8 protein-coding genes are annotated in these 22057 nt (G+C 69.3%); 5 read left to right on the plus strand and 3 right to left on the minus strand.

What is annotated here, in order from left to right; genetic code table 11:
- Positions 1-172 precede the first annotated feature (172 nt).
- From OEIGOIKO_RS42465 to OEIGOIKO_RS02160, 3 genes are all read right to left on the minus strand, one after another.
- Positions 173-976 (minus strand): PDDEXK family nuclease, encoded by an 804-nt coding sequence (locus OEIGOIKO_RS42465; RefSeq protein ID WP_246177137.1) that lies wholly within the window; start codon positions 974-976, stop codon positions 173-175.
- 630 nt (positions 977-1606) lie between these two features.
- Positions 1607-3061 carry an MFS transporter gene (locus OEIGOIKO_RS02155; RefSeq protein ID WP_125058387.1) on the minus strand — a complete coding sequence of 485 codons (1455 nt, stop codon included), beginning with the start codon at positions 3059-3061 and terminating at the stop codon, positions 1607-1609.
- A 191-nt stretch (positions 3062-3252) separates the two neighbouring features.
- Positions 3253-5790 (minus strand): penicillin acylase family protein, encoded by a 2538-nt coding sequence (locus tag OEIGOIKO_RS02160; protein WP_246177140.1) that lies wholly within the window; start codon positions 5788-5790, stop codon positions 3253-3255.
- Between the two features lie 327 nt (positions 5791-6117).
- Between OEIGOIKO_RS02160 and OEIGOIKO_RS02165 the strand changes: the two genes are divergently transcribed.
- The 5 genes from OEIGOIKO_RS02165 to OEIGOIKO_RS02185 all read left to right on the plus strand — a co-directional run bounded on the left by OEIGOIKO_RS02165 (position 6118) and on the right by OEIGOIKO_RS02185 (position 22045).
- Positions 6118-6699: a response regulator transcription factor gene (locus tag OEIGOIKO_RS02165; RefSeq protein ID WP_125051299.1), complete on the plus strand. Its 582-nt coding sequence runs from the start codon at positions 6118-6120 to the stop codon at positions 6697-6699.
- Between the two features lie 450 nt (positions 6700-7149).
- The gene (locus tag OEIGOIKO_RS02170; protein WP_218039967.1) at positions 7150-7392 is read left to right on the plus strand and encodes an MbtH family protein; all 243 of its coding nucleotides are present in this window, start codon (positions 7150-7152) and stop codon (positions 7390-7392) included.
- A 49-nt stretch (positions 7393-7441) separates the two neighbouring features.
- Positions 7442-9454 (plus strand): AMP-binding protein, encoded by a 2013-nt coding sequence (locus OEIGOIKO_RS02175; RefSeq protein ID WP_246177142.1) that lies wholly within the window; start codon positions 7442-7444, stop codon positions 9452-9454.
- A gap of 28 nt (positions 9455-9482) precedes the next feature.
- Positions 9483-13970 carry a MupA/Atu3671 family FMN-dependent luciferase-like monooxygenase gene (locus OEIGOIKO_RS02180; protein WP_246177145.1) on the plus strand — a complete coding sequence of 1496 codons (4488 nt, stop codon included), beginning with the start codon at positions 9483-9485 and terminating at the stop codon, positions 13968-13970.
- The gene (locus OEIGOIKO_RS02185) at positions 13967-22045 is read left to right on the plus strand and encodes a type I polyketide synthase (protein ID WP_125051303.1); all 8079 of its coding nucleotides are present in this window, start codon (positions 13967-13969) and stop codon (positions 22043-22045) included. The genes OEIGOIKO_RS02180 and OEIGOIKO_RS02185 overlap by 4 nt, the downstream gene beginning before the upstream one ends.
- Positions 22046-22057: the final 12 nt, after the last annotated feature.

Below are 22057 nucleotides of genomic sequence, written 5' to 3' on the forward strand. Positions count from 1 at the left end.
GGTGGCGGCCTCCGGGACGCGGTGCGGCGGCTCCGATGCGTGCGCCACCCCGCCGAGACCCGCACCGGCCACACCGCCGCCCACGCCTGTCCGTTTCCCGCAGTTTCCGGCACCTCGCGGCAGTTGCCCGCAGGCAACCGCCGCGCCGATTTCCCATCCGTCTCCCAGTCGATCACGCCGGGCTGACACGAGACCGCCCACCACCGAGGCGCACCGGCTCCCCGCACCGACCCGCACAGCGCGTCACGTCCCCGACGGAACCGCCCCTTCCCCCGCCGCAGGGGGCCGGGAAACCCACCTGCGGCGTCCGGCCGCCCGCCTGCTCAGGGAAGGGACCCGCCACCACAGGGCTTGCAACCCCTGCACCGACCGGACCGCAGCAGCACCGGACGCCTTCTCTCCCGACGCAGGGGTGTACCGAGAGAGCGGCCGCCCGACCTGCCGCCCCGCACCCGGAAACCGCCGCCTGCCTGACGATGGATGCCACCGTCTCCGAACCGACGAACTGCTCGCCGTAGAAGCGGTAGCGAACCAGGTCGATGCAGCGCCGGTGCTCGCGCACCGCGTGCACGTCGTAGCGGGTGACGTCGCCCGCCACGCAGATCAGCCGCGGCGCGCTCCACCGCACGCGCGAGGCAGCGGCCGCCCCTAGGCGCTCGCGGACCAGGTAACCGAACTCAGCCCGGTGATCCATCAGCCACGCCAGATAGAACAGGCCCTGGTTGATCACGCCCGCATCCGTGCCGCGCTTGTACTCGACCACCACCGGCGCGTCGTTCTCGTCCAGGCCCAGCGAGTCGATCCGCCCGCCGTGCACCGGCCCGGTGCCGTATTCGCTCGCCAGGAACCGCACGCCCAGCATCGTCTCCATGTGCGCCTCAATGAGGTGCTGCACATCCGCCTCGACCTCAGCCAGACGCGGCGCGACCTCGCTCAGACCGCCGTTCATCGTGTGGAACAGCTTCAGCCCCGACACCTTCCTCTCCTCGCTCCGGGACCTGCAACGTCCGCAAGGTCCAAGGTTGTTTCCACAAAGGCCCGCCAAGCGGTGAAGCTGATATGAGAGCCTGAACGCGGTCACTTGGAACCCCCGTGTCCCCCAGTCACCAGGAGCCTGCCGTTCCCCCATGTGTCCCCCACGCCCCGAGGGGACAGTATGAGCGGGCCACGTTTTTGCAGGTCAGGCGCCATGCACAGGATGATGGGGCGAGTGCCTTCTAAGCATCCGCTCCATCGACCCCCTTCCACCGACCGCGTCGCCGAGCGGCGGACGCCCGAAGATCGTTCTCGCCCCAGCCTCGTGCCGCGCCGCGGCAACGCCCTGCACTCACTGTAGGCCCTACGTCAATGCACTTACATGTTTCACACCGGTTTGACGTTTACTCAGGTTGGATACGCGAAGGGGGAATTCTCGATCTCGGATCTCACGCATTATTCAGCACGGCTACCAGGCAAGCCGCGTTCACTTAAGCGACGCTAGCCTGAAGACGCTACCGGTGGGGCTTCCATGTCATTTCCCGTCACTGCTGTGCCTTGTTGTCTTCGGCGGAAGCCTCCTGCTCAGCTTCCAGACACACACCATGACATTCCCCGCCGATCGGCAATCTCATCGCTCGGGCATCTGCGACGCGCCTTCGGTGTCCGTGGTGCTGGTCGTGTTGACGTGCGAGGATGGGGGACTGCTCAGGGGGATACCGGCATTGACGAGCACGATGGACGTCAGGGTAGCCAGAACGAGGATGCCGGTCGCCCACCAGCTGGCCTGAGTGCAGCCGTTGACCAGGGCCTGGGCCTGGAGCAGCTGGTGTGCGGCTGGGGTGGTCGTATCTGCCGTGTGTGTGGTGAGGTAGGCCGCCGTTGCGGAGGCCGCGACGGTGTTCAGCAGGGCTGTCCCGACGGCGCCGCCGACCCGCTGTGAGGCGTTGACCATGGCGGAGGCGACTCCGGTGTCGTGCGGCTCGATGCCGTGCGTGGCGAGCGACATGGCGAGCGTGAGGGCCGTGCCTGTGCCGAGGCCGAACATCAGTTGCGCGGGCAGGAGCAGACTTGCGTACGCCGAGCCCACCTCCAGTCGGGTCAGGAGCACCATGCTGACCGTGGCGAGCAGCAGGGCCGGCGCCATGACAAGGCGTGGCGGGACACGCGTCATCAGGCGGGGGCTGAGCTGCGTGGAGCCAACGATCAGGCCGGCGATCACCGGCAGGAACGCAAAGCCCGTCCGGACGGGAGAGTAGCCCTTCACGAGCTGGAGGTAGTACGTCAGGAACAGGAAGAGACCGAACATCGGGACGGCGGCGAGGGCAAGCACGAGGTAGGCGCCGGCGCGGTTGCGCTCGGTCAGGATGCGTAAGGGCAGCAGCGGGAATCGCACCTTCGCCTCGGTGCGCACGAAGGCGAGGAGCAGCACGGCCGAGGCGACGAACAATGACACCGTCAGGGTGCCCGGCCCGTCCGCAGCCTCGGTACGCGTGAAGCCCCATACCAGCGCCACCAGGCCGGTGGTGGCCAGCAGGCCGCCCGGTATGTCGAGTGGTGCGCGGTGGCGGCTGTCGGCGGGTTCACGGATGACGGAAAGCGCACCCGTCGTCGCTACGACGGCGAACGGGATGTTCACGAAGAAGGTCCAGCGCCAGCTCAGGTACTCGGTGAGAAAACCACCGAGAATCAGACCGAACGCGCCGCCGACGCCGGTGATCGCGCCATAGATGCCGAATGCCCTGGCACGCTGCTTGGTGTCGGTGAACAACACGGCAAGCAGAGACAGGGTGGCCGGGGCGAGCAGCGCGGCGAAGACGCCCTGGAGGGCGCGGGCACCGAACATCGTCGCTCCTCCTGGGGCGGCACCACCCAGGGCGGAGGCCAGCGCGAAGCCGACGAGGCCGGTCACGAGAGCCCGCTTACGGCCCCACAGGTCGGCGATGCGGCCGCCCAACAGGAGGAGACCGCCGAAGGCAAGAGCGTAGGCAGTGACGGCCCACTGCTTGTCGGCCCCGGAAATGCCCAAGTCGTGCTGGGCGGCCGGCAGTGCGATGTTCACGATGGTCGAGTCGAGCACGGTCATCAGCTGGGTGAGAGCCAGGAAGACGAGTACTGTCCAGCGTCGGCCGTCGGGGGTCTCCGGCACGGACGCGGGGGCGGAAGGGGTGGTGTCGGGCACGGGGCACCCACCTCGGGCTTCGTGAGAGCAGACGGCCGGGGCAACGGCTTACTGCCGGCCACTGCAGGTATGACCGGCGCATGTCGGAGCGCGGCCTATGTATGGCGCGGTAGCAGGACGAGACTGTGCTTCGTGGCGGCACGTACTGCGGTTCGGGAGTACGACCAGGGCAGGGTGCGGCCCTGCTGCCACAACGGCACCTGGTCGAGGTAGTTCGGGTGGAAGGCGTGCCCCGAGGCACCGGTGAGGTTGATCCAGGTCGATCGGTCGAACGCGGAAACGTCCACGACCATCCGCATCGACGGCACCATCGTCACCGCGAATCCCTTCTCGGCGTTGTAGCCGGTCGCGTCGACGAGTGCTGTGCCACCGCCGACCGGCAGCGGGCTACCGTTGAGGAGCCACTTGACGATGCCGGGGCCTGCGGTGCCCAGCGTCTGGTTGGTCGGGGTGAGGGTGTGCATGGCGCCCCACCGCCATGCCTTCGGGTCGGTGCCGTAGGCGCGGCCCATCTGCGCGGCGGCTTCCTCCATAGCGCGGGTCAGCAACTGGTCACGGTTCTCGCGCCGCTTGGTGTCCGGGTTGTCCCACCACGCGCTGCTAGCGTCCGGAAGGAGTCTCTCGACCACAGCGAACCAGCGGGAACCGCCGTCGACGCGCACACTCTTCGGCAACCTGCCGGCGAACGCGTGGCGCAGCACGAGGGCCCAGACCTGATTGAAGTACGCCGCGGGTGCCGAGGTGGCCGGCTGGGTGAAGTCCCACTCCTCAAGCAGGCTCTGGGCCTTGGCCGTGCTGTCGTTGACCTTCAGTTTCGTCAAGTAGGGGACCAGGGACGCTGCGATCGGGCTGTACTGGTCGCTCTGGATGCGGCTCATGTCGGCCGGCGAGATCTTCCTGCCGTTCACCGTGGCCTGCCTGAGCTGCCGGAGGATCTCCGTGCTGCGGTAGCCGTAGTCGGGGTCCTTGGATAGGAGGTACGGGTAGGGCGGGCCGATGATGGTGTTATTGGCCGTGGCAATATATCCGGCAGCTGGGTTGTAGGCGTGGGGAAGTTTGCCGAAGGGAATGTAGCCGGTCCATTCGTATGCGCCGGTCCAGCCCGGCACCGGCCAGGCGCCGTCGCCCCTCTTCCGGATCGGCACCTGTCCCGGGGCCTGATAGCCGATGTTCCCTTCGACGTCGGCGTACACCATGTTCTGCGACGGGACGCTGAAGTCGGAGGCGGCCGACCGGAACTCGGTCCAGTTCCGTGCCTTGTCCAGCTCGAACAGTGCGTCCATGGTGCGATTGGGGTTTAGTGCCGTCCAACGGAGGGCCACGGCGTAGCCGCTGCCTCCGCCATGCGGCGCGGCGCGCTCCGAGCCCGGCACGGGCGCGCTCGTACCCACCTCCCTCAGATCGTCGTTAGCGTCGGAGATCAGGGGGCCGTGCCGGGTGGCGCGCACGGTAACGGTCACCGGTTTCCGCCCTGCGACGGTGAGGGTCTCCTTGCGCTCTTCGAGCGGATACCACCGCCCCTCGTACAGGTAAGAGTTCCCCCGTACCTTCTCCAGGTACAGGTCCGCCACGTCTTCCGCGCCGTTGGTGAACCCCCAAGCGACGCGGTCATTGTGGCCGATAAACACGCCCGGCATCCCAGGGATGGTGAAACCGGTCACATCGAAGGGGCAGTTGGAGCTGTTCCTAGTACAGTGCAATCCCATCTGGTACCAGATGGAGGGGAGTTCGGGTCCCAGGTGCGGATCGTTAGCCAGGAGGGGCTTGCCTGTTGTGGTGTAACGCCCCGACACCACCCAGGAGTTAGAACCGGCACCGTCGTTCACCGGAAGCGTCGCTGCTGGCATCGACCGGATGAGTTCCGTGACGTGCGCGAGCTGGGTGCGGGCTCCCTCCGGAAGATCGGGAGCCGAAGCCGGTTTCCCCCTCGCGGCGCCGCCGCTCGCGACTGCGTCCTGGGGCACGATGGGCGGATGGACATCGAGCCGGTCGGGCGGATAGAGCTCGTCGACTTGGCGCGGGGGCAGCTTCCCGGCGGCCAGCGAACGGTCGATCTCCTGCTGCACGTTGTTGCGCAGGTCCCAGGCGAGCGCCATCTGCCAGGCGACCGAATCCAGCGAGGTCCAGCGATGAGGCTGGTACGAGACCCGGAGGGACAGGAGTTCGTACTCCAGGCCCAGTGCCGCGCCCGAGCGTCCGGACAGATAGGCGTTGACGCCGGCGGAGTAGGCGGCGATATATTCCTTGGTGGCCGGGGAGAGCCTGTCGTAATTGCGCTCGGCGGCTCGACGCCAGCCCAGGGTGCGTATGAAGGTGTCCGTACCGATCTGGCCCGGCCCGAACATGTCGGACAGGCTGCCGGCGGTCGTGTGGCGATAGACGTCCATTTGCCAGAACCGGTCCTGCGCCTGGACGTAGCCCTGTACGTAGAACAGGTCATGGGCCGTGCCAGCGTAGACTTGGGGGATACCCCGTTCGTCGCGGTCCACCTCGACCCGAGAGTTAAGGCCGTCCAGCCGGAGCGTTCCGGAAACCTGCGGGAACGCAGCATGCACGGTCCGGTAGACGTACCAGGTGGCCGCGCCGCCGCAGACGATGAGCGCGAAGGACAGCACCGCAGCGACGGTTTTCATCCTCCGGCGCCTTTTGGCTTTTTTCGGATTCGTCTGTTGTGGCGATCCCCGCTCCACCGTCTCCGGGTCGGGCGTCCGCGCGCTAGTGTCCGACCTTTCCGGCGATGTCCGCATCTCGTCCAACTCCCCATCCCTGTCGGCAGTGGTTTCGTGCACTTCCCCTGCCCCGCCGCCAATTGTTGAAGTAGCAACATAGTCGGGGGCAGATCGCGCGACTTTACTCAAACCAAACGCGCTTTACTTAAGCGGAACTCGATATTCATGTTTAGCGCGCGAGAAACGCGTGCATGTATCACCTAACTGCATCGTGATCGATATGGAGATAGCATGATTTGCGTTGGACTCGTCGACAGTCATCCGATAGTTCTGCTGGGGCTGGAGCGAGCTCTGGAATCGGCCAGCGACATATCCGTCACGACCTCTGGAACAATACCTGAATTATTAGACCTGAGACGTGTTGACGTGGTGTTAATGGAGGCTTGTTCGGGGCTGGACGGGACGCTCCTTTCGAGCATCGAGACGCTCTCCCGGTCGGTGCTCGTGGTGGTGCATTCCGAATGCCGTAACGCTGCGGACGTAGAGCAGTACATCAGGGCCGGGGCGGTGGCACACGTGCCCAAGAACAGCACCCTAGAACGTTTTACCGAGACCGTGCGCCGGGCGGCGGCAGGAAAACCCCGAAAAAACCAGGACAGTTCGGAGCACGGGGGCACCTCCCTATCGACCCGCGAACGCGTGGTGCTCCGGCTCATCGCCGACGGCCTCACCCATGCCCAAATTGCCCGGCGGCTCAGTATCAGCACGAACACGGTGAACACGTACATCAAGCGGGTGCGGACCAAGCTCAATCTGGGAAATAAAGCGGATCTCACGCGGGCAGCACTCCGTATCGCGTCCTGTCCCGAGTAGCGAGACCGAGGGCGATGGCTTCGGTGGTGGCGATAAGGGGGACCGGCGCGAGACTACCTGATCTTCACCGTTCCGGATGTCACCTCTTCTGGTGACAGGACTCTGAATCATGGCACGAGTAATGTTGCGTTCACCGGTCCGGGCGCAGCGCTCTCGCGCGGTGTGCGACCGGGGCTGAGCTTTTACTGTTCGCGCGGTCAGTGCCGTCGAGGGAGATGGTTTGACCAGTTTCGCGGAAGTCTACCACCGTCTAGTCGGCCTCTTCCTGTGCATCGTCCCTGCTGATTGGTGAGCCGCACCTACGACTCGTGCCGCCCCACCTTTTACAGCTCGATCCACACATTATTCGAATGGCCCAGCGGTGCCGGGTCATGGCCCGGCGCGTCTGCAGCCGGCCCCGAAAATCGTCGCCGGGGAGATCGCTGCCAAACGCCTAGGAGAGTTGGACAAGTGACAGCAGAAACCGTGCGGGAATCCTTTGTGGTGGTGCGCAACCACGAAGAGCAGTACTCCGTCTGGCCGGCTGACCGGGAGCTGCCCACCGGCTGGGAGGCAACCGGCTTCACGGGGCCGAAGGACACCTGCCTTGCGCATATCGACGAGGTCTGGACGGACATGAGACCGCTCGGCCTGCGCAGGGCCATGGGCGACGGCCAGGCCCTGTCGGGACTGCCCGGCACCGGACAGCTCTGAGCGAGACAACGTGCCTCTCTACTCGCCAGGAAGGGGCGTCGAGGACGTCGTGGCCGAAGAAAACGATCTGAACAGTGTGCTGAGCAGGCGTGCGGAAGATGATCCGACAGGCATCACGTACACCTTCCTCGACCAGTTCCAGGGCGGGGACACGTGGCGCGAACACGCTCTGACGAACGAGGAACTCCACCTGCGGGCCCGGGCCCTGGCAGCCCGCATCCAGGCCGTCTCCCGGTCCGGTGAGAGGACCTTGATCCTCAATCAGCCAGGGCCGGACTACCTCGTCGGCGTATACGCAAGCATGCTGGCCGGAACGGTCGCGGTACCCGCGTACCCCCCAGAGAAGACACGGATCGGCCGCGGGCTGGAGCGCATCCGCGCCATTGTGGAGGACTGCCGGCCGTGCTGCGCGCTCGTCGACGACAACACCGCGCACGCTCTGGGGGGCTCCGTCGACGGCCCGCTCGCCACGGTCGAGCGGATCGTCACCCCGAGCGTCAGCGTGGAACTCAGCTCGGAATGGCGGCCGTTGCGCACACAGTCCGACGACCTCGCCGTGCTGCAGTATACGTCGGGTTCGACGGGGCGCCCCAAGGGAGTCATGCTCTCGCACGCGAACCTGCTGGCGAACCTGCGCACCGAGCGGGACGTGTACGGCCTAGCGGGGCGGATGCACGGCGTTTTCTGGCTGCCCCCGTACCACGACATGGGCCTCATCGGCGGAATCTTCATGGCCCTTTTCTGCGGCGGGCAAGCGCAGTTGCTCGCACCGCTGGCGTTCCTGCGCGAGCCGATGCGTTGGGTCCGCGCGATGGCGAAGTACGGCGCGTATGTGAGTGCCGCCCCCGACTTCGCCTACGACATGTGCTCCCGCGCGGCCGCCGCAGCTCCGGACGAGGTGGCCCAACTGGACCTGTCTCGCTGGCGGGTGGCAATCTCTGGCGCCGAGCCCGTTCGCGCCACGACGATGGACCGGTTCGCCCGAGCCTTCGCACCCGCGGGCTTCCACCGCGACGCCTTCCACCCGTCCTTCGGACTCGCGGAGAACACCCTCGTCGTGGCCACCGCCCCCAAGGGCACCTCCCTCGTGCATCTGGACGCGGCGGAGTTCGAACGCGGCCGGGTGCTCGAGACGACGCCCGGGAAGACCACTCGCGCGGTCGTCGGATGCGGCCCCAGCGCCGATACCAGCCAACACATCGCCATTGTCGACCCCCTGACCCGGCTGCGCTGCCCGGACGGCGTCGTCGGCGAGATATGGGTGAGCGGCCCGAGTGCCGCACACGGGTACTGGAACCGCAACGAGGAATCCGAGGCCACCTTCCGGGCGACGGTCGCCGACACCGGCGAGGGCCCGTTCCTGCGCACCGGCGATCTCGGTTTCCTCCGCACGGCCGAGCTGTTCGTCACGGGCCGGTTGAAGGACCTCATCATTCTCCGCGGACGCAACCACTACCCGCATGACCTGGAGCGCACCGCCGAGGAGGCGTGCGCTGCCCATCGGATCGGCCGGTGCGCCGCCTTCTCCGTGGACGCCGGCGCAGCCGAGAAGCTCGTCCTGGCCGTCGAGACTCCCCCCAGAGCGAGTGCTGCGGACCGCCGGACGGTCGCCGAGGCGATCCGGAACCGCATCGGCGAACACCATGACGTGGCCGTCCACGAGATCGCCTTCGCGCCACGCGGTGGCATCCGTCGCACGTCCAGCGGCAAGCTCCAGCGGTCCGCGGTCCGGGCTGCCTATCTCGCGGGCGAGTACGAGCCCGAGGAGCGTTCCCGTGCCCCGTACACCGCGCCGCGGGACGAGATCGAGCGGGCCGTGGCCGATGCCTGGAGCCAGGCCCTCGGCGTGGAACGGGTCGGCATCCGCGACCGGTTCTTCGAACTCGGCGGGGACTCCCTCAAGGCCACTGCGCTGCTCGGCCATCTGAGCGCCGCGAGCGGCTACGAACTCAGCCTGTCCGACGTCGCTGACGCGCACACCGTCGAGGAGTTCGCCGAAGTCGTCCGCCGCCGCGCGCGGGGCGGCGAGGCTGGCGGCGAGGTCCACGTTGCGCTCGGCTGACCGGCCCGAATGGGGCAAGGAGATGACGATGCCGGAAAGCGTCCCCGAACTCGTGCAGACGCTCACCGAACACGGCGTACGGGTTTTCGCCGAGCACGGCCGGCTCGAGTGCCGCGGCCCCCGGGACATCCTGACGCCCGCGCTGCTGGAGGAGGTGCGCTCACACAAGGAAGGGATCGTCGCTTACCTGGAGGGGGAGGACGGCCCGCACCCGCTCACCGCGGGCCAGCGCAGCCTCCTCCTCCACCAGCGCCTCACCTCGGACAGTCCCGCCTACAACCTCGCCTTCGCGGCCCACCACCACGGCCCCATCGACGAGGAGGCGCTCGACAGCGCGCTGCGCACGGTGCTCGCCCGGCACGCGGTGCTGCGCACCACGTACACGTGGGACGACGGCGAGCCGATCCAGCACGCCGACCGGGTGCCCGAGCGTGTCCTGGACACGGAGACGGTCGGCGAAGGCACGGCCGACAGAGTCATCGAGTCGTTCATGGACCGCCCGTTCGATCTGGAAGGCGACCTTCCGGTCAGGGCGTTGCTACTGCGCACCTCGCCGGAGGACCGGCGACCGGTGCTGGTGCTCGTCGTCCACCACATCGCCTCGGACCTGTGGTCGATCGATGTGATCGTCGAGGAGTGGCTGACGGCCTACCGCGCCCACCTGCAAGGTCATGGCGCTCAACTACCCGAGCTCAGCGGCTCGTTCGTGTCTCACGTGCACGCCGAGGCCGCTTGGCTGAACGGTGCTGAGGCGGAGCGGAACCTCGCCTTCTGGGGCGAGCGGCTGAGTGGCGGCGTGCCGGTGACGAATCTGCCGCTGGACCGGCCGCGCCCCGCGGCGCAGACCTTCCGTGGCGACCGCCTCTCGGCCGAGCTCGACCCGGCGCTGTCGAGGCGGCTGGCACGCCTCGCGCGGGACGCGGACGCCACGCCCAACATGCTCTTCCTATCCGCCCTCCAGGTACTGCTGCGCACGTACGGCGGCTCTGACGAGGTGATCGTAGGCACCCCGGCCGCCGGGCCGCGTGCCCCCCATTACCAGGACACCGTCGGCTTCTTCGCCGACCCGGTCGTGGTGCGCGCCAACCTGGCAGGGGACCCCGCCTTCACGCACGTCCTGGACGCGACGCGCACCGAGGTGCTCCGCGCCCTCGACCACCCCTACCCCTTCCCGCTGCTCGTCGAGCACCTCAATCCCAAGCGGGACCCCAGCCGTTCGCCGTTCTTCCAGGTCATGTACGTCTGGCAGCAGACCCGCCAGTGGAATCAGGACTCGCCACTCGACGTACTGGCCGCCTCGGGGCAGCGGGGCGCCCCGTACGACCTGGTGCTCGCGGTGCATCAGGCGGACGAGCGGTATGTGTGCACCTGGACGTATAACACCGCACTGTTCGAACGGAGCACCGTCGAGCGACTCACCCGGGGCCTGCACACCTTGCTCGGCGCACTCGCCGACCGCCCCGACGCCCCGGTCTCCGCGCTCCCGGTGCTTGCCGACGGTGAGCGGCGGACCCTGCTGCGGGACGCGCGCGGCTCGGCCGTGCCGCTCGAGGAGCAGTCGTGGCTGGCCGAGTTCGTCGCCCAGGTGCAGCGCACGCCCCGGGCGCCGGCGCTGGTGTGCGGCGAGGAGTCGGTCTCCTACGAGCGGCTCGACGAGCGCGTCGGCAGGCTTGCCGCAGCACTGCGCGCACGGGGCGTACGAGAGGAGACCCGGGTGGGTCTGTGCGCCGAGCGATCGGTCGACCTGGTCGTGGCGATGCTCGCGATCGCTCGGGCTGGCGGCGCCTACGTGCCCTTGGACCCGGCCTATCCGCCGGACCGCGTCGCATACATGGTCGACGACGCCCGCGTCGCGCTGTGCGTCGCCGATGAGACGGGCAGCCGGGCGCTGCGGTCGTACGGCGGGACCGTTGTCCCCCTGGACGCCCTCGCCGCCGAGGCCGCGCACCTGGCGCCGGCGCCGCTGCCCACGGCCGCGCCCGAGGCGCTCGCTTACGTCATCTACACCTCCGGGTCGACGGGGCACCCGAAGGGCGTGATGATTACCCGGCGCAACGTCACCAATCTGTTCGCTGGCCTGGACGAGGCGGTGGGTGGCGAACCGCCGACCGGGGACGGGCAGCCGGTCTGGCTCGCCGTGACGAGCGTGTGCTTCGACATCTCCGTCCTGGAACTTCTGTGGACCCTGTGCCGCGGGTACAAGGTCGTCGTCGAGAACGCGCGCTGGACCTCCCGCCCGGAGGCCACCGCCTCGCACGTCGCCCGGAAGGCGGTGCGGCCGGTGGACTTCAGCCTCTTCTACTTCGCCGCCGAGACGGGGGAACGCAAGGGCAGCGCGCTGTACCGCTTGCTGATGGACGGAGCGCGCTTCGCGGACCGCAACGGCTTCCGTGCCGTATGGGTGCCGGAGCGGCATTTTCACGCGTTCGGTGGCGCCTACCCCAATCCCTCGGTCCTCGCGGGCGCCGTCGCCGCGGTGACCAACCGCGTCGAGATCCGCGCCGGGAGCGTCGTGCTGCCGCTCCAGGACCCGCTGCGAGTCACCGAGGAGTGGGCCGCGGTGGACAACCTCTCGGACGGCCGTGTCGGACTGTCTTTCGCCTCGGGGTGGCAGCCGGACGACTTCGTGCTGGCGCCTGAGCGGTTCGCCGACCGCAAGGAGTCGATGTGGCGCAACATCGACACCGTCCGCCGGCTCTGGGAGGGCGAGGAGATCTTGCGCCGGAACGGGCTCGGCGACGAGGTCAAGGTGAGCCCGCTCCCCCGGCCCGTGCAGTCGGAACTGCCGGTGTGGGCGACGGCCGCGGGGAGCGAGGAAACCTTCCGCCGCGCGGGCGAGAACGGCGCGCACCTGCTGACCCATCTGCTGGGCCAGAACGTCCGTGAACTGGCCCGCAAGGTCGGTGTCTACCGCGCGGCGCGCGCCGCCGCCGGTCACGACGAGGGTGTGGTGACGCTGATGCTGCACACCTTCGTTCACCCCGATATGGACGTGGTGCGCGAGGCCGTCCGCGAGCCGTTCAAGAACTACCTCCGCAGTTCGATCGACTTGATGCGAGGGCTAGCCCAGGCGCTGGGACTGGACCCGGAGCTGCACCGCGAGGTGCTCGTCGACCACGCCTTCGAGCGATACTTCGCCACCAGCGCGCTGTTCGGAACGCCGGAATCCTGCGCCGGATTCGTCCGCGAGCTGTCTGAGGCCGGCGTGGACGAGATCGCCTGCCTCATCGACTTCGGTGTCGACGAGCACCTGACGACCGAGGCGCTGGAGCACCTCGCCCACCTCAAGGGCGCACTGGCCCGGGAGCTGGCCTCGCCCGCGCACACCCCCGCCGAATCCCTCGCCAGGCACGGTGTGACGCACCTGCAATGCACCCCGGCCCTCGCGCGCTACCTGCTGCTGGAGCGGGAGCGCGGCACGGCGCCCGGCGGACCGCTGCGCAGGCTCCTCGTCGGTGGTGACGCCACTCCCCCGGAGCTCGCCGCCCGGTTGCGCGAGGCCGGGGTGGCGGACGTCTTCAACATGTACGGGCCGACGGAGACCTGCGTCTGGTCGGCGGTCCAGCCCCTGGAGCCCGACGGTCATGGCCGGGTCACCTTCGGCGGCCCCCTCGCCAACACCGCGCTGTACGTGCTCGACGCAACGCTCCGCCCCGTGCCGATGGGCGTTTCAGGCGAACTCCACATCGGCGGGACGGGCGTGGGGCGCGGCTACTGGAATCGCCCGGCCCTGACGGCCGAACGCTTCCGGCCCGACCCGTTCACCGACCGGGCGGGGGCCCGGATGTACGCCACCGGTGACATCGTCCGGCCGCTGGGTGGCGGCCGCTTCGAATTCCTCGGCCGGGCCGACCATCAGGTTAAGGTCCGCGGCTTCCGGATCGAGTTCGGCGAGATCGAGGCCGTGCTCGGCGCCCACCCGGCACTCGCGGGCTGTGCGGTGGTCGCCCGCTCCGATCACGACGGGGACGCCTCCATCGTGGCGTTCGTCCTGCCGCGAGAAGGCGCCCCGTACGACGAGGCGAGCGTGCGCGAACGGGCGCGGGAGACGCTGCCGGAGTACATGATGCCCTCCCGGGTCGTCGCCGTGGACAGCCTGCCGCTGACCCTCAACGGGAAAGTCGACCGCGGTCGGCTCAGCGCCATGGCCGCCGATCTCAAGGGCGGCGGCCAGGTCGCGTACGTCGCGCCGCGCAACCGTATCGAGGATGCGCTGCAACGGATCTGGCAGGAGGTCCTGGACCGCGAGGGCGTCGGCATCCACGAGAACTTCTTCGAGATCGGCGGCCACTCACTGCTCGCAGCGAAGGCACACGCCCGCATCACCGCCGCGGACCTCGGCCACGTCGAACTCGTCGACCTCTTCACCTACCCCACCATCGCCCAACTCGCCACGCACCTCGGCGCCGATCCGGACGGTGGCGGTGCCCGGCAGCTGAGCACAACCGTCCAGAGCCGGGCTGACCGGCAGAAGGCCGCCGTCCGGCGGCGGCAGCGCAGGAGGCAGGGCTCGTGAACAACCAGCGCATGACAGACGACGCCCAGGGCACCGATCGCGGGGCGCACGAGGATGTCGAGAGCATCGCCGTCATCGGGATGGCCGGCCGCTTTCCCGGGGCACGGGACCCGGAGGAGTTCTGGCGCAACATCGCCCAGGGAGTCGAGTCCATCACCCGGCTCTCGGAGGACGACCTACGGCGGGCCGGCGTGGACGAGACACAGCTGCGCGATCCGCACTATGTCCGGGCGGCCAGTGTCCTCGCGGACCTGGACCGTTTCGACGCCGAGTTTTTCGGGCTCACGCCGATGGAGGCGGCGATCCTCGATCCGCAGCACCGGCTGCTGCTGGAGTGCACCCAGGCCCTGTTCGACAACGCGGGCTACAACCCCGACACCCTCAAGGACCTCACTGGGGTCTACGTGGGCGTCGGCTTCCCCTCGTATCTGGTGCACAACGTCCTCAAGCGACCCGATGTCCTCGAACAGGCCGGGATGCAGCGGGTTTTCTTCGCCACCGACAAGGGCTTCGCACCGACCCGCATCGCACACAAGTTCAATCTCACCGGTCCCAGCATCGGGGTGGACACCGCCTGCTCAACCTCGCTCGTCGCCGTCCACCAGGCGTGCCGGGCCCTGCTGGCTTACGACTGCGACCTGACGGTCGCGGGCGGCGCGAGTGCGGTGCTGCCCAGCGGCGTCGGCTACCGCTATGAGGAGGGCGGCATCGCCTCGCCCGACGGGCACTGCCGCGCCTTCGACGCCGACGCCGGGGGGACGCTCTTCGGCAGCGGGGTCGGACTCGTCCTGCTCAAGCGGCTCCGGGACGCACTGGCCGACGGCGACCACATCCACGCGGTGATACGGGGCTCGGCCGTCAACAACGATGGGGCCTCCAAGGCCGGCTTCACCGCGCCGAGCGTTACCGGACAGGCCGCCGTCATCGCGGAGGCGCTGGCGTTCGCCGGAACCGCGCCCGAGACCATCGGCTACGTCGAGGCGCACGGTACGGGCACGGTCATCGGGGATCCGATTGAGGTCACGGGCCTGATCCGGGCCTACCGCGAGAAGACGGACCGGCGCGGGTTCTGCGCGCTCGGCTCGGTCAAGACAAACGTTGGGCATCTCGATGTCGCCGCCGGAGTGAGCGGGATGATCAAGGCTGTCCAGGCGTTGCGGCACGCGGCGCTGCCCCCCAGCCTGAACTGGAAGCAGCCCAACCCCGCGATCGACTTCGAGGGCAGCCCCTTCTACGTGAACACCGAGCTGCGTCCCTGGCCCATCACGGAGGGGCCACGGCGGGCCGGGGTCAGCTCCTTCGGCATCGGCGGCACCAACGCCCACGTCGTCCTCGAAGAGGCCCCGCCCCGCGAGGACACCACGCAGAACACCGGGCCGACCCGCCCCGAGCAGTTGGTTGTCGTCTCCGCCCGCTCGCCGCAGGCGCTCGACAGCCTCAGCGCCGACCTGGCGACGGCTTTCCGTGCCGCGGAGGACGGTGCGCTGCCGGATCTGGCCTTCACCCTCAGCAACGGGCGCCGCGCCTACTCCCACCGCCGCGCGGTCGTCTGCCGCGACCGGACGGAGGCGATCGCCACCCTCGGAGGGGCAGGATCCGCTGCCGTCATGTCGGGGGTGCACGACACCGATCCGCCCCGGGTCGCCTTCCTCTTTCCCGGACAGGGCGCGCAACGGCTGCATATGCTCGCGGCGCTATACGAGGGCGAGCCGGTCTTCCGCCGGGAGGTGGACCGCTGCGCCGAGTACGCGCGGTCGCAGCTCGGCGTCGACCTGCGTGAGGTGATCTACCCGTCCGCAGGGGACGAGGAGCACCACCGGGCGCGGCTGGACGAGACCTGGATCGCCCAACCAGCGCTCTATACCGCATCGTTGGCGCTGGCGCGGCTCTGGCAGGCATGGGGCGTGGTGCCCTCGGCGCTGTTAGGGCACAGTCTGGGCGAATACGCCGCCGCGACCGTGTCCGGTGTCTTCCGCACCGAGGACGCCCTCGACCTGGTCATCCACCGAGCGCGGGCCATGCACGAGATGCCCCCCGGCGCGATGCTCGCGGCGACCCTCGACGAGGACGCGCTCACCCCGCTGCTCGGCGACTGCTCGCTGGCGGCCATCAACGACCCGCAGCAGTGCGTTGCTTCGGGCCCCGAAGAGGCGATCGAGGAGCTGGAGCGGACACTGACGCGACAGGGCGTGGAGCACCGGCGACTGCGGACCTCACACGCCTTCCACTCCTGGATGCTCGACGACGTCGCCCATGCCTTCGAGGCACGCGTCGCGCAGGTGCCGCGCAGCGCGCCGCGCCTCCCGATGGTGTCATGCCTGACCGGCCGCGTGCTCGACCGCGACGAGGTCTGCGATCCCGGCTACTGGGCGCGCCAGATGCGCGGCACGGTGCGGTTCGCCGACTCCGTGCGCACCGCGGCCCAGGACCCGCAGCACCTCTTCCTGGAAGCCGGGCCCGGCCGCACTCTCACGCCCATGGTGCGGCGTACGGGAATCGACGCCGAGCGGATTGTGACCTCGGGCCGGAGCGGCAGCGACCCGCGCACCGACGGGGAGGCACTGCTGACCGCGCTCGGCACGCTCTACTGCGCCGGGGTCTCCGTCGACTGGGACGGTTTCTGGGACGGTCGGCCGCGCCGCCGCGTCCCGCTGCCGGGCTACCCGTTCAAACGCAGGCGCCACTGGATCGACCCGGCCCCCGCGGCGGCCGCGGCCCAGGAGAGCACCGCGGCGGCCACCGGAGACGCGAAGTCGTACGTGCCCGTGTGGCGGGCGGCGCCGCTGGACGACGCGGCGGTCCACGAGGCGCTGCGTGAACGCGGCAGGTGGCTCGTGGTGGGTGACGCCGACGGGTTCGCGGACGCCCTGGCGCGACGGCTGGAGGCGGCCGGGCATGAGGTCGTCTTGGCGCGCCGGAGCACGTCGTCGGCCCTGCCGGGTGAGGGCTTTGTGCTCGACCCGGCGCGCACCACGGACATCGACGGTCTGCTCACGGCGCTGGAGCAGGAAGGCCGCTTACCGGACGCCGTCGTCCTGGCCTGCGCCCGCGGCGCGGGAGAGGATTTCGAGGCGGCACAGCGCGATGGCTTGGAGACGGCCGCAGCATGGGTCCAGGTCCTGGTCGCGCACGCGGCAGGACAGCCGGTGCGGCTCGCCGTCGTCGCCGACCGCCTGCACGCGGTGATATCCGGCGACGCCCCCATCCCCGCCAAGGCCACGCTGGGCGGATACTGCCGCGCTGCGGCGCAGGGCCACCCGGAGCTGGCAATCGGCTGCCTGGACGTCGACGCCGACGCCGACGCCGAGGCAGCGGCGGCCTGGGTCGTCGCGGAGACCGCCGTCGGCCTCACGGATCCCGTCGTCGCCTACCGCGCCGGCGTGCGGCGCACCGAGGCGTACGAGGCCGTACCGGACGGATGCGGGGGCGCCGCCGTCCGCGAGCAGGGCAGCTATGCCGTCACCGGGGGGCTCCACGGAGCCTCGGCGGCACTGGCCCGCCATCTCGCGGCGGCGCATCAGGCGCGGCTCACCCTCTTGGAGCCGGGCCCGGTACCCGAGCGAGCGGACTGGCCCGACTGGTCCGATGCCACCACCGGGCCTCGGCGCGCCCGCGCCGAGGCCACGGCGGAAGCGGGTGCCGTCCCGGCACCCGTGCGCGACGACGTCGAGGCGCTGCGGGCGGTCGAGCGGGCCGCCGCGGCCTCGGCACGGCCGGGGCCCGACCGGGGGCTCGTGGAGGCCACACTCAACCGACTCTGCGGCGGCCACGTGTACCGCACCCTGGTCGCGACGGGCGTAGACCTCACCCCGGGGTGCGCTTACCGGCGTGCGGAGATCGCCGCACGGATGGGCCTGCTGCCCGCGTTCGACAAGTTCCTAGACTTCTTCTTGGACGTGCTCCAGGAAGACGGGATCATCCGGCGCAGCGATGCCTCGGCGGACCCGGACCGCATCGAGGTCGTCGCCGGCCCCGAGGACGCGGGCTTCCTCGACACACCCGACGCGCTGGCGCTGCTCCCCGGCCACGAGGACACCATCGCCTTCCTCGATCACTGCGTGCGCCACTATCCAGCGGCCTTGAGCGGCGACACCGACGCCGTCGGCGTGCTCTTCCCCGACGGCGACCCCAAGCCGCTGGAGACGGCGTTCCTGGGGCTGCTGGCGGCCAGCAACTACGGCGTCCACGCCGAGCTCCTGGGCCGGGCGCTCGCCCGGATCGCCGAACGCAGCCCGGAAAGGCCGCTGCGGATCCTGGAAGTCGGCGGCGGCAACGGGCAGTTGACCCGGCTGATCGCCCCGCTGCTGCGCGGCCACGAGGTGCGGTACACCTTCACCGACCTCGGCAGCTCCTTCGTGCGGCGGGCCCGCCAGGCGGCCGTCGACTACGGATTCGCCGAGATGCGCTGCCAGGTCTTCGACATCTCCCGGGACCCAGCCGCCCAGGGCCTGGACCTGTACGCATTCGACGCCGTGATCGGCTTCGACGTCGTGCACGCCACCCCGCGGATCGGCGAGACGACCGCCAACCTGCGTGGGCTGCTCGCTCCGGGCGGCCTGTTGTGCCTGGTCGAGGCCGTGGTATCGCTGCGCTGGGTGGAGATGCTCTGGGGGCTCGCCGAGGGCTGGTGGCTCTTCGAGGACGAGGAAGTCAGGACGCGCTCGCCGCTGGTCTCCCTGGACACCTGGGACCGGGTCCTGGGCGAACAGCCCTTCGCGGACGTGGTGACCTTCCCACGTGAGGAGGCCGCCCGCGCGACCACGGACTATGGACTCGTCCTCGCCCAGCAGCCCGCGCGCATCGACACCCCGGGATACCGTGCCCACCTGGAGCGCCGCGCCGCGGAGATCCTCGCCGCGCGCCGGGCGCACATCGACTCCGTCCGTGCTCTCGAAGCGCAGGGTGCGGAGGTGCTGGTGGTCCGCGCGGACCCGGCCGCTCGTGAGCAGCTCGCCGCCGCCCTGGCGGCGGCCCGTGCCCGCTTCGGCACGGTTGACGGCATCCTCCACGCTCCCCCACCAGGCGACGAGAGCTCCGTGTCGAACGCGAGTCCCGCGGAGCTGCGCTCCCAGGTGTCCGTCCGGGCACGTGCGGCCCTGGCCGTCGATGCCGCGGCCGAGGCGGGCGTGCGCCACCTCGCCCTCGTCTCGGGGCGTGCAGCGGTCACCGGTGGGCCGGACGCGCCGCGATCCGCAGCCCTCGGCGCGTTCTTCGACGCCCTGGCGGCGACCCAGCGGGACGACCACCGCACCTGCTCGGTCCACTGGGACGAGGACGGTGATGCGAGCGGGGCGGTGTGTGCCCTCGGCCGTACCGGCATCGTCGTCGTCTCGCCCGAGGACCCGGCCGCCGCCCTGGCCGCCCGCGCCGAACGGCGGCGCAGGCCGCAGGAGGGCAGCAGCGCACCGGCGGCCTCGGCCGACGACGTCGAGGCCGAGCTGCTCGTCATCTTCCGGCAGCTCTTCGGCACCGACGACATCGGCCCCGACGACGACTTCCAGCGCATGGGCGGCGACTCGCTGCTGGCCTCCCAGGCGATCGCCCGCATCCGGCGGCGGTTCGACGTCGATCTGCCGGTCAGCGTGCTCTTCGACGCGCCGACCGCCGCCGGACTCGCCGCGAAGGTCCGCCAAGCACGCGGTGGGGCCCTGGGCGGCGGTGCGCCGGTTGACGTTCCCCTGCTGCACGTGCCGCGCGACGGCGCGCTGCCCCTGTCCTTCGGCCAGCAGGCGCTGTGGCTCGCCGAGCAGTTCCACGGGCCGAGCGCCACCTACAACATCCCCAGCGCGGTGCGCCTGGTGGGCCGGCTGCGGACCGAGGTCCTGCGGCGCGCCCTGCGCGAGGTGATCCAGCGGCATGAAGTACTGCGGACGACCATTCACGACGTGGACGGCGTCCCCGTTCAGCGGGTCCACGAGGACGTCACCGTCGACTTGGCGGTGCGTAAGGTGCGACCGGAACAGATCGACGACCTCGCGCAGGAACACGCGCGCAGCGTCTTCGATCTGGAACAGGGGCCGCTCATCCGGGTGGCGCTGCTGCGGATCGACGACGAGGACCACGTGCTCCTCGTCAACATCCACCACATCGTCGCCGACGGCTGGTCGCTGGGCGTCCTCGTCCATGAACTCGTGACGCTGTACGCGTCGTTCGTCCGTGACGAGCCGTCGCCCCTGCCCGTGCTCGACTACCAGTACGCCGACTTCGCCCAGTGGCAGCGGCGCTGGCTCGAAGGCAAGGTCTTCGAGACGCAGCTGGGGTACTGGCGGCACAAGCTCGCGGGACTGCCGCCGCTGCTCCCGCTGCCGACGGACCGGCCGCGCCCGGACCGGCAGCGGATCCGCAACGCCGTCCACCGGTTCGTCGTAACCGCACCGCTGGCACGGCGCCTCGACGAGCTCGGCCGTGCCGAAGGGGCAACCCTGTTCATGGTGCTGCTAACGGCATTCAAGGTGCTGCTCTCGCGGTACGCCAACACCAGCGACATCGCCGTCGGGACGACGAACGCCAACCGCACGCGGGCGGTGTTCGAGCAGATGATCGGCATGTTCGTGAACAACCTGGTACTGCGCACGGACCTCGCCGGAAATCCGGCCTTCCGCGAACTGCTGGCCCGTGTGCGCACCACGGCGGTCGACGCCTACGCCCACCAGGATCTGCCGTTCCTCATGCTGGTGGACGCACTGCGCCAGGAACGCAGCCCCTCCCACACACCCCTGTTCCAGGTCCTGTTCCTGCTGCAGAAACTGAACATCACCCTCGAACTCCCGGGAATTTCCGCGCACACGATCGAAGTCGACGCGCTGCACACGAAATTCGACCTGACCCTGTTCATGGAAGAAGGAGACGAGGGAATCACCGGAAGCTTCATCTACAACGCAGAACTCTTCGATGCGTCCACGGTCGAGGGCATGTCGGCGCATCTGGTGCAGATCCTGACGAGCGCGGTCGAGGCGCCCGACGCGCGCATCGGCTCGCTGCGGATGGAGACCGACGACGAGGCGAGGATGCGAAACATGACCGAAGCGAATTCCAGGACGTCCAAGCTCCTTTCCCTGCGCAGTGCGAAGCGGCGCTCGGTGGAGATCACCGATATCAACCCGGTGAAGACCGGCTTCCTGCCCGGCTTCCCGCAGACCCCGCTCGTGGTCGAGCCCGCCGGCGACGGAGCCGATCTGCCCGGCTGGCTGAGCTCGAACAAGGAGCTCGTCGAATCGTATCTGCATCGCCACGGCGCGGTCCTCCTGCGGGGGTTCCACAAGGGGTCGGTGGAGAGTTTCGAGGCGGCCGCGGGCGCCGTCTGTCCCACTCTCTTCAGGGAGTACGGTGATCTGCCCAGGGAGGGTGAGTCAGCCCGGATCTACAAGTCGACGCCCTATCCCGCCGACCAGTCGATCCTCTTTCACAACGAGAGCTCCCACCTGCACACCTGGCCCATGCGCCAGTTCTTCTCCTGCATCGTGGCGCCGCAGGAAGGCGGCGAGACGCCAATCGTCGATTGCCGCACGGTCTACACCGCGCTCCGCCGGGGACTCGTCGAGCAATTCGAGCGGAAGAAGCTCCGCTACGTCCGCAACTTCATCGAGTCTGTCGATGTGAGCTGGCAGCGGTTCTACGGCACCGACGACCCACAGGAGGTCGAGCACAAATGCGCCGAGGCCGGTATGGGATTCGAATGGGGTCCCGACGGCACCCTGAAGACCTGGCGGATTGCCGACGCGGTATTGCGGCACCCCCGGACCGGGGAGCCTGTCTTTTTCAACCAGCTTGCCCTGCACCATGTTTCATGCCTGGACCCTGAGACCCGCGCGTCGCTCGTCGAGTTGTACGGCGAATCGGGAATGCCGCGCAACGTCTACTGGGGTGACGGCTCGGTAATCGAGGACGAGGTGGTGGACGAGGTGCGGGAAGTCATGGACCGCGAATCCCTCGCGTTCACCTGGCAGGAGGGCGACGTCCTCGTCATCGACAACATGCTCGTCGCGCATTCGCGCCGTCCGTTCACCGGGACGCGAAAGATCGTCGTGGCTCTCGGCGACATGATGAGCGCCACGGAATTCGCCGCCGGAGGCTGAGTACAGCTGGTA

Source organism: Streptomyces paromomycinus (assembly GCF_003865155.1).
Taxonomy (GTDB): domain Bacteria; phylum Actinomycetota; class Actinomycetes; order Streptomycetales; family Streptomycetaceae; genus Streptomyces; species Streptomyces chrestomyceticus.